8 protein-coding genes are annotated in these 7,521 nt (G+C 47.8%); 5 read left to right on the top strand and 3 right to left on the bottom strand.

Annotated features, from left to right (window positions below; translation table 11 throughout):
• The 3 genes from AC3DOM_RS09290 to AC3DOM_RS09300 form a co-directional block, all read right to left on the bottom strand.
• Positions 1 to 284 (bottom strand): hypothetical protein (locus AC3DOM_RS09290; RefSeq protein ID WP_487918764.1); only part of this gene is annotated, 284 nt, incomplete at its 3' end.
• Positions 285 to 335: 51 nt separating this feature from the next.
• Positions 336 to 1,469 (bottom strand): PD-(D/E)XK nuclease family protein, encoded by a 1,134-nt coding sequence (locus AC3DOM_RS09295; RefSeq protein ID WP_487918765.1) that lies wholly within the window; start codon positions 1,467 to 1,469, stop codon positions 336 to 338.
• Between the two features lie 211 nt (positions 1,470 to 1,680).
• On the bottom strand, positions 1,681 to 2,568 hold the full coding sequence (locus tag AC3DOM_RS09300; RefSeq protein WP_487918766.1) for an NAD(P)-dependent oxidoreductase: 888 nt from the start codon (positions 2,566 to 2,568) through the stop codon (positions 1,681 to 1,683).
• Between the two features lie 269 nt (positions 2,569 to 2,837).
• Between AC3DOM_RS09300 and AC3DOM_RS09305 the strand changes: the two genes are divergently transcribed.
• The 5 genes from AC3DOM_RS09305 to AC3DOM_RS09325 form a co-directional block, all read left to right on the top strand.
• Complete coding sequence (locus AC3DOM_RS09305; protein WP_487918767.1) at positions 2,838 to 4,022, top strand: DNA double-strand break repair nuclease NurA; 1,185 nt, start codon at positions 2,838 to 2,840, stop codon at positions 4,020 to 4,022.
• A gap of 133 nt (positions 4,023 to 4,155) precedes the next feature.
• On the top strand, positions 4,156 to 4,749 hold the full coding sequence (locus tag AC3DOM_RS09310) for a hypothetical protein (RefSeq protein ID WP_487918768.1): 594 nt from the start codon (positions 4,156 to 4,158) through the stop codon (positions 4,747 to 4,749).
• A 190-nt stretch (positions 4,750 to 4,939) separates the two neighbouring features.
• Complete coding sequence (locus AC3DOM_RS09315; protein ID WP_487918769.1) at positions 4,940 to 5,341, top strand: GxxExxY protein; 402 nt, start codon at positions 4,940 to 4,942, stop codon at positions 5,339 to 5,341.
• 91 nt (positions 5,342 to 5,432) lie between these two features.
• The gene (locus tag AC3DOM_RS09320; protein WP_487918770.1) at positions 5,433 to 7,148 is read left to right on the top strand and encodes an ATP-binding protein; all 1,716 of its coding nucleotides are present in this window, start codon (positions 5,433 to 5,435) and stop codon (positions 7,146 to 7,148) included.
• Between the two features lie 62 nt (positions 7,149 to 7,210).
• The coding region (locus AC3DOM_RS09325; protein ID WP_487918771.1) for a hypothetical protein at positions 7,211 to 7,521 on the top strand (311 nt) is incomplete at its 3' end.

The raw sequence follows: 7,521 nt of genomic DNA on the forward strand, positions 1-7,521 counted from the left end.
ACCACATGTTTGTTCTGATATTTCGTTTTCAACTCATAAGAATGGTATTTATCTCTATATCTAATTTGTGCCAAATCAATGCTAAGCTTCTTGTAAATGGCGATTTCTGCGTTGTAAAAGTATTCTTCCATCAATATGGTTACAAAATCTCCTAAAAATACATGGCGTTCATACTTGAAGAAAAAGAAGTCTTTCCCTGCAAAGTCTTTGTAAGAAAGATCGTCTAATGCCTGTATTAAGGCACTATGGATTTGTTGCATTTGGGAAGACGTTATTTTTTTCATTTTATACATCCACTGGCTCGTACTCTAAATTTAGTTTCTTACAAACTTTATCTAACACGACAACCCTCTTTCTCTCGCATAATGAGTTTCCATCGTATATCCTTTGTAACTTTCAGGGTAAAAGAAGCTCTTCCCGCTCGGGTGAATGGGATGGATTTCTTTTGTTAGGATATATCGGGTTTTACTAATTCCCCAAGGCAATGAAATATCCCGAAGCAGGTTTTCATCTACTAGGTACTCCAAAATTTTTCTGAATAAAAGTCTAACTGTCTCGCCGTCAAAAATTTTATTGTTAATTTTGACGGTGATTCTTCCCGAGCTTCTTCCTCTGGTTGGAATATCGGAAGTGCTGTCATCAATAATGTTTTCTTCTTGGAGCGCATCAAAAATGGAATCGAAAACATCAGAGTATTTTTCATATAATTCAACAGCGAGTTTTTTCTCTTCTTTTGTGATAGCCATTTTTATACCCTTATGTCTAATTTTTAGATTTTTAATGTACTGAATGATAAACGGTTGGACTTTATGATTTAGATTCGGATGTTCAAGTATGGGCTGCACCAATTTGTCGTTGAGAAGTTGATAATCCATACAATACCATCGGGCATCTCCCACTGTAGACCGAGAATCTGACATTAATTCAGGTAATAGATAAATCAAAATATTCGTATCTTCGGGATGTTGTTCATATAACCAGTTGGCATATTTTTTTGACTGTTCCGCATCAATACGACTATCGATTTTTAATTCAAAGATAACATTTAGTTTTCCAGCCACATCATTATTGCGATATTTAGCAGTGAGAAAAACATCAAATCTACCAACATTCCTAATGCTTTTTTCTGATGATTGGTGTTCATTAGGAATGACGCTGATTTCATCAAACTCTGCCATAGGGATGATTTCTGACAAGTTATTCTTCCCATGATAGCTTGACTTAAGGCACCTTTCATCATGGATGAGCAGCAGAAATCTTATTAAAACATAGTCCCTCATTAGATGCGAGCCATTAGCATCCAATAACCACCCATAAAAATTAGAGTGCCATCTTTCATAATGTGTTCTTCCCACCACTGTGAAGAAATTTGGCTCACTAAGAATATTTTGAAATTTAATGAAATTAGGCTCTGAAATTAACTCAAGCAGCCTTTGCGAAAACGGTTTTTCAACATGTTCTGGTTTCATAGTTGACTGAACACCTGTGAAGCTCTATTAACAACATTGACCCAATATCTTAATCCATCTGCTTTTGCGTTGAATTCAGAGCGATTATAGCACTAATATTCTATGCTTGGCGGCGACGCAAAAGTTTTCACCGCCAAAGAAAACTTTTCAAGAAGTGACGAGTGATAAATGATGCGTTTTTCACTCGTCACTCATCACTTCTTTCTCGTTACTAAACTTTCAACGTCTCCCCAGCCAACGCCTCGATCACGCCAATTACCGCCGAGTTATCGAGATCGCCCATGCCCATTTCGAGCATCGCGCTGAAGAGTTGGGTATTAGCCGATGTGCCCGGTAGGGGAACACCATAATCGCGGGCGGTGTCGAGGACGATATTTAAGTCTTTGGCTTGCATATAGGCTTTGAAGCCGGGGTTTCGGTTTCCAGCAAAAAGGCGTGGAGGTTTGACATCAAGTGCCCAGCATTGAGCCGCGCCGCCTTTAATGGCTTGCACAACTTTTTGTGGATCAGCACCAGCTTTCTGAGCAACGATCAGTAATTCTGCCATTCCGACCATTTGAGCGGCGACCATGATCTGGTTACAGACCTTGGCGATCTGCCCTGCACCCGCATCGCCAACAAGGGTGATGCTCTTGCCGATTGCCTCGAGGACCGGCATCGCTTTATTCAATGCGGTTTCTGGTCCGCCAAGCATGATCGTCAAGGTGCCGTTGATCGCGCCGACATCCCCGCCGCTGACAGGGGCATCCAGTGAAAGAACGCCTTTCTCCCCCAGCTTCTCGGCAATCTGGCGGGCGGTGGCGGGTTTAATGGTTGAGTTATCAATAAAGATCAACCCTTCTTTTGCGCCTTCGATAATGCCATCTGCACCGAGGGCAACCAACTCCACATCGGGGGAATCCGGCAGATTGGTGATGACCACGTCAACCTGGGCGGCGACCTCAGCAGGTGTAGTTGCAGCAGTCGCCCCTTCGGCCACCAACTCGTCCACAGCCGCGCGGCTGCGGTTATGGACAACCACAGGGAAACCGGCTTTTAGTATATTGCGGGCCATCGGCTTGCCCATCAGCCCCAAACCGATATATCCAACTTTTAACATTGCGTCTCCTAAGTCTGTCATTGCGAGGCAGTATTATCGCCGAAGCAATCTCCATCTACAGGCAGGGGATTGCTTCGCTCCGCTCGCAATGACGTGATTTTTGTATGAATTGCCTAAATTATACCCTTTTGCCCTCACCCGTTCTTGCTTCGCTCGAACTTCCCTCTCCCATAAAACGGGAGAGGGGGAGCGAGTGAAACGATGCGGGGGTGAGGGCAGTGAGGGTGTTTTTCTGGTAAAATATAAGACAAATGTTCTAGGGAGCAGGCATGGCAATTGATTTTCAGCAAATTTATGAACGGATCAAAGAGATCGGAAAGAGCGCGCAAGAGCGTAAAGAAGTATTGGATGAACGCCGTCAGCGCGCGCTGAATTTGCTGAATGAATATGCCGATGATCTGGATGGGCTGCGGAAAAAAGTGGATACTGCCCTCGTGCAGGATGCGAATATCCGTTGCGCCCTACCGTTAAATGAGAATCTCGATACGCGCGTGCCCACACCTGCCCTCCCTGTGGATGCAACGCTGATCGCTGCCGATGGCTCGCAAATTATCCCCGATCGACATGCGGCGATACATTTTGGCCTGGTCAATGTGGGGGCCATCGCGATGCAGCTCAACTCCGGATCAACCCCCGAAGTTTTTACCGATAGTCAACTTTTTTTTGGAGATGAGCTTCTGACCGAATATGGCACCACCCTCAGCGAGGGGACAATCGCCCTGCGCCGGGATCTGGCCGAGCGCACCAAACTGGGCGAAATCGCCAAAAATTATTCGGCCCCAATCATTACCTTTACGGATGGACCGATCGAGTTATGGGGCAATAAAGATCCCAGCAATGCCAAAAGCTACCAGGAAAGCATGCAGCAATATCTCGGCGCGCTTTCACGGTTACAGGAAAAAGGCATCACCACTGCTGGATATGTCGATAAGCCCGGATCAAACTTTGTTACGAGGCTTTTAGAAATTGCAATTGCAACTCCTGAGCAGTTAGAGGATTTACGAAAATTCCACCCCTTTCTAGGGGTTACCGATACCTGGCTATATGGAGAGAAAGGTTCTAAACCATTATTAAAAACAGGAGAACGTTCAGCGGTTTTTGCCTTGCAAGCAAAATCAAAAGATATTTATAAAGGGATTTTATCTTTGCATTTCTTTTATTTAAATGTTGGAACAGATAAGCACCCCGTTATTGTGCGTGTAGATATTCCCAAATGGGTGGTGGATGACCCTCAGAAATTGAATGATCTCCATGCGGCCTTAATTCAACAATGCCGGATATTAGGCAGTAAACCTTATCCTTATCTCTTACATCGTTCACATGAGGTGGCGGTGGTCTCCTTTGATGAGAAACGTCAGGTCGAACAGATGCTGGACCTGGAATTGCGTCGGAACAATGCTGAGATCGGGGAGCAATCCGGGAAGCAGTCCACGAAGGATGTAGCGAATAGTTAAAGGTTTAAGGTTTGAAAGTTGGAAGGTTTGGAAAAGATATTTGTAACGCCATGACCGCTCTCAAGCGGCTTTAAAAGTTTTTCATCCTGTTTATCTCTGTTCATCTGTGGTGAATTAAAGAATCGGAGCAATTATGCAATCAATTGAAATCGGACGTTTACTTCGCTCTGGCACGACCGGCTTTGTGGCTGGATGCAATGTCTCACAGCTCGAAGCGCCTGTCTTTGGCGGCCTTGTGCGTGCCCCGCTGGGGAACGGTTATCAGGTCTACGGGCTGATCTACGATATCCATATCGACGACGATGGACTGGTGCGCCAATTGGTGACGGTCGGTAACGTCAGCGAGGAGGTGATCGCCGATAACCGCGAGCGGCGGATCGTGCCCGTCGAGATGTCGGTGCTGACCGTCGGCTACGAGCTGGATGGAAAGGTCGCGCATCTGTTGCCACCACGCCCGCCCCTAAGTTTGGATGTGATCTACAAATGCGACGCGGAGGATCTGATCCGTTTTACGGCTGCAGGACGCTTTGGCTATTTTCGGCATATCCTGCGCGCCAAGGATGCGCCGGTTGGCGAGATGCTCGCAGCGCATGTTCAGCAGGCGGCTCAAGCGCATAAAAAAGATGCTGATTGGCAAAACAGGGCGATTAAAGAGATTATTACTTTACTAAGGGATGATTACCCGACCTTGATGAGTGTATTAGGGGCTTTGGGTGAGACAGTTTAAAAACTTAAACACAAAGGGCACAAAGTTCTCTAAGGTTTTTTTGTGATTCTTGGTGACCTTCGTGTTTGAAAAGGATGAGAGTTTTTTGGGCTATCGAGAGAAGATTAAACACTAAGGGCACAAAGGCTCTCAAAGATTTTGCTTTTAGCATTGTGCCTCTTCGTGTCCTTAGTGTTTAGAAAGATTTGCTATGAAAAAGATAAAATACACAGCTATCCCAGCCGATGTTGAGAAAGTTGGCAAGGCAGTTTTAGATGCAGCTTTCAAAGTTCATTCTGCGCTAGGTCCCGGCCTTTTAGAATCTGTTTATGAAACCACGTTGGCATATGAATTACGCAAAAGCGGATTGGCTGTTGAAAATCAGGTTGCCGTACCTATTATCTACGAAGGCGCAAAACTAGATACAGCATTCCGCCTTGACCTGCTTATTGAAAATTGCGTTATTGTTGAGTTGAAAGCTGTTGAAAAGATGAATCCGGTTTACGAAGCACAATTACTTACTTATCTTCGATTGAGCAATATCCGTCTTGGGTATCTCATCAATTTCTATGTGGCACGTCTCAAGCATGGAATCAAACGTATGGTTGTCTAATATTAAACACGACGGTCACAAAGGCTCTCAAAGATTTTTCTTTGTTTTCCTTCGTGCTCCTTAGTGTCCTTTGTGTTTAACAGGAGTTTTTATGAATAAAAATCAACCCATTGGTTATCTCGTTGGAGGTGGGCTAAAAGAATCCTTCCGTGTGCGGTTAACGGTCCCATCGCAAGAGGTGCAGGAGGGGGCCTTCACCGTCATCCGGAGCGGAGACTGGCAGTATTATGGCATTGTCACCGATATCCAGCTTGGGGCGACGGACCCCCGTTTTGCGGATGAGCAGACTGAGATGCGCCTCCCGCCAGCCCTGGCGCAGGCCCTCCACGGGCAGACTCTTTATACTAATCTCGAGGTGCTGCCCACGCTAATGCTGGATCGCGGCCCTGAGCCGGGGACGCCGGAACACGCCAACTGGCAAAAAGCGATCAAGGCCGGGTTGCGGGATGAACCCCGTCCGAGACCGGTCAAGAACGTGCCCCCGCACCACGCCGAGGTCACGCTCGCATCGGAGGGTGATATTGCCGAGATCTTTGGCAAAGTCGGAGAAAAAGGGAATTTTGTGATCGGCAGCACCCGCGAACAGGATCACCCTGTCTGTATCGATCTGAGCAAATTCGTCCAGCGCTCCTCGGGTGTTTTTGGCGCAACCGGGACGGGGAAATCCTTCCTGACGCGGATCATTTTGGCCGGGCTGATCAATTACAACGCGGCCTCGGTGCTGGTTCTGGATATGCATAACGAGTACGGATTTGACGATACGGCGACCGACACGAACAAGACCGTGCCCGGGCTGAAGACCAAATTTGGGTCCAGGGTGCAGGTGGTGGGACTGGGCGCGGGGACGAATATCCGCGGGGCGAACCCGGATTTTCATCTGGAGATTGCAATGAGCGAGATCCAGTCCTCGGATGTGCTGATGCTGACCCGCACGTTAAATTTGCGCGAAACCACCCCGACGGTTTTGGATGCCCTTGTGCGGACCTTTGGCCCCAGGGAATGGTTCAGCACCTATAAAAATATGCTCAACGGCGCGACGATCGAAGTCGAGGATGAGCGCACGGGCAAGATTAATAAGGTGCCTGCGCCAGAAAGTATTGCGGCCTGGGCGCTGGAAAATGGCGTCAATGTGATGGCCGCTGAAGCGCTGCACTCCAAGCTGGGACGGCTCTTCAACGCGCCCTATATCTCAGAAAGACCCGCCGCGGATTCGGTCAAACAGGTCATCGATAACCTGGATGGCGGCAAGCATGTGATCCTGTCCTTTGGCAAATTTGACTCAGACCTGGATTATCTTTTGGTTTCCAATTTACTGACCCGCAAGATCAGCGCGGTCTGGGAGCAGCGCGTGAATAATTTCCGCACCCACGGAAAAGAGGAGCCGCGCCATCTGATCCTGGTCGTGGAAGAGGCCCATAAATTACTCAATCGTGAGATGGCTGCCCAGACGACCTTTGCGACCATCGCCCGCGAGATGCGCAAATACTACGTTACCTTGATGATCGTCGATCAGCGCCCCTCGCAAATTTACGATGAGGTCATGTCGCAATTGGGGACACGCATCTCCGGCTGGCTCGGCGATGATGATGATATCCGTGCGGTGCTCTCCGGTTTGGCGGGGCGCGAAGCCTTACGAGGAATGCTGGCACGACTCCAACCAAAAGAGGAAGTTTTGCTCCTTGGCTGGGGAGTGCCGATGCCGCTGCCGGTCAAATCACGCCGTTATGATGAGCGTTTCTGGCAGGAGCTGAAGGGGAAGAAGGGTAAACGTTCCGAAGCGGAGACTTTGAAAGAGTTGGGGTTTTAATATTTACCACAAAGACACAAAGGAACACGAAGGTTTTGTAAATGCTCAAAATATAATCTAAAATGAAACTCTCTTTCTCTATCTCCAAAATCACCGCTGGCTATATTAGAAAGCTCAAGGACAATGCCCTAAAGGGTCCAGTCAAGCTGGATGAACGATGCTTCGCGCGAAACCGCCCTCGCTCGCCAGCCCCAGCGGGGCTTCCGCCATTAGCCCTGACGTTCACGTCCGGGCGAGGAATGGAGAGCATAGAAATTATTATTTACAATTTCCGCCTGTGGGTGAACCCAACAGGCTCATGGCCAAAGGACGATAAATCGCCCTCGCTCGCCAGCCCCAGCGGGGCTTCCGCCATTAGCCCTGACGTTCACGT

The organism is Candidatus Desulfolinea nitratireducens (assembly GCF_982879505.1).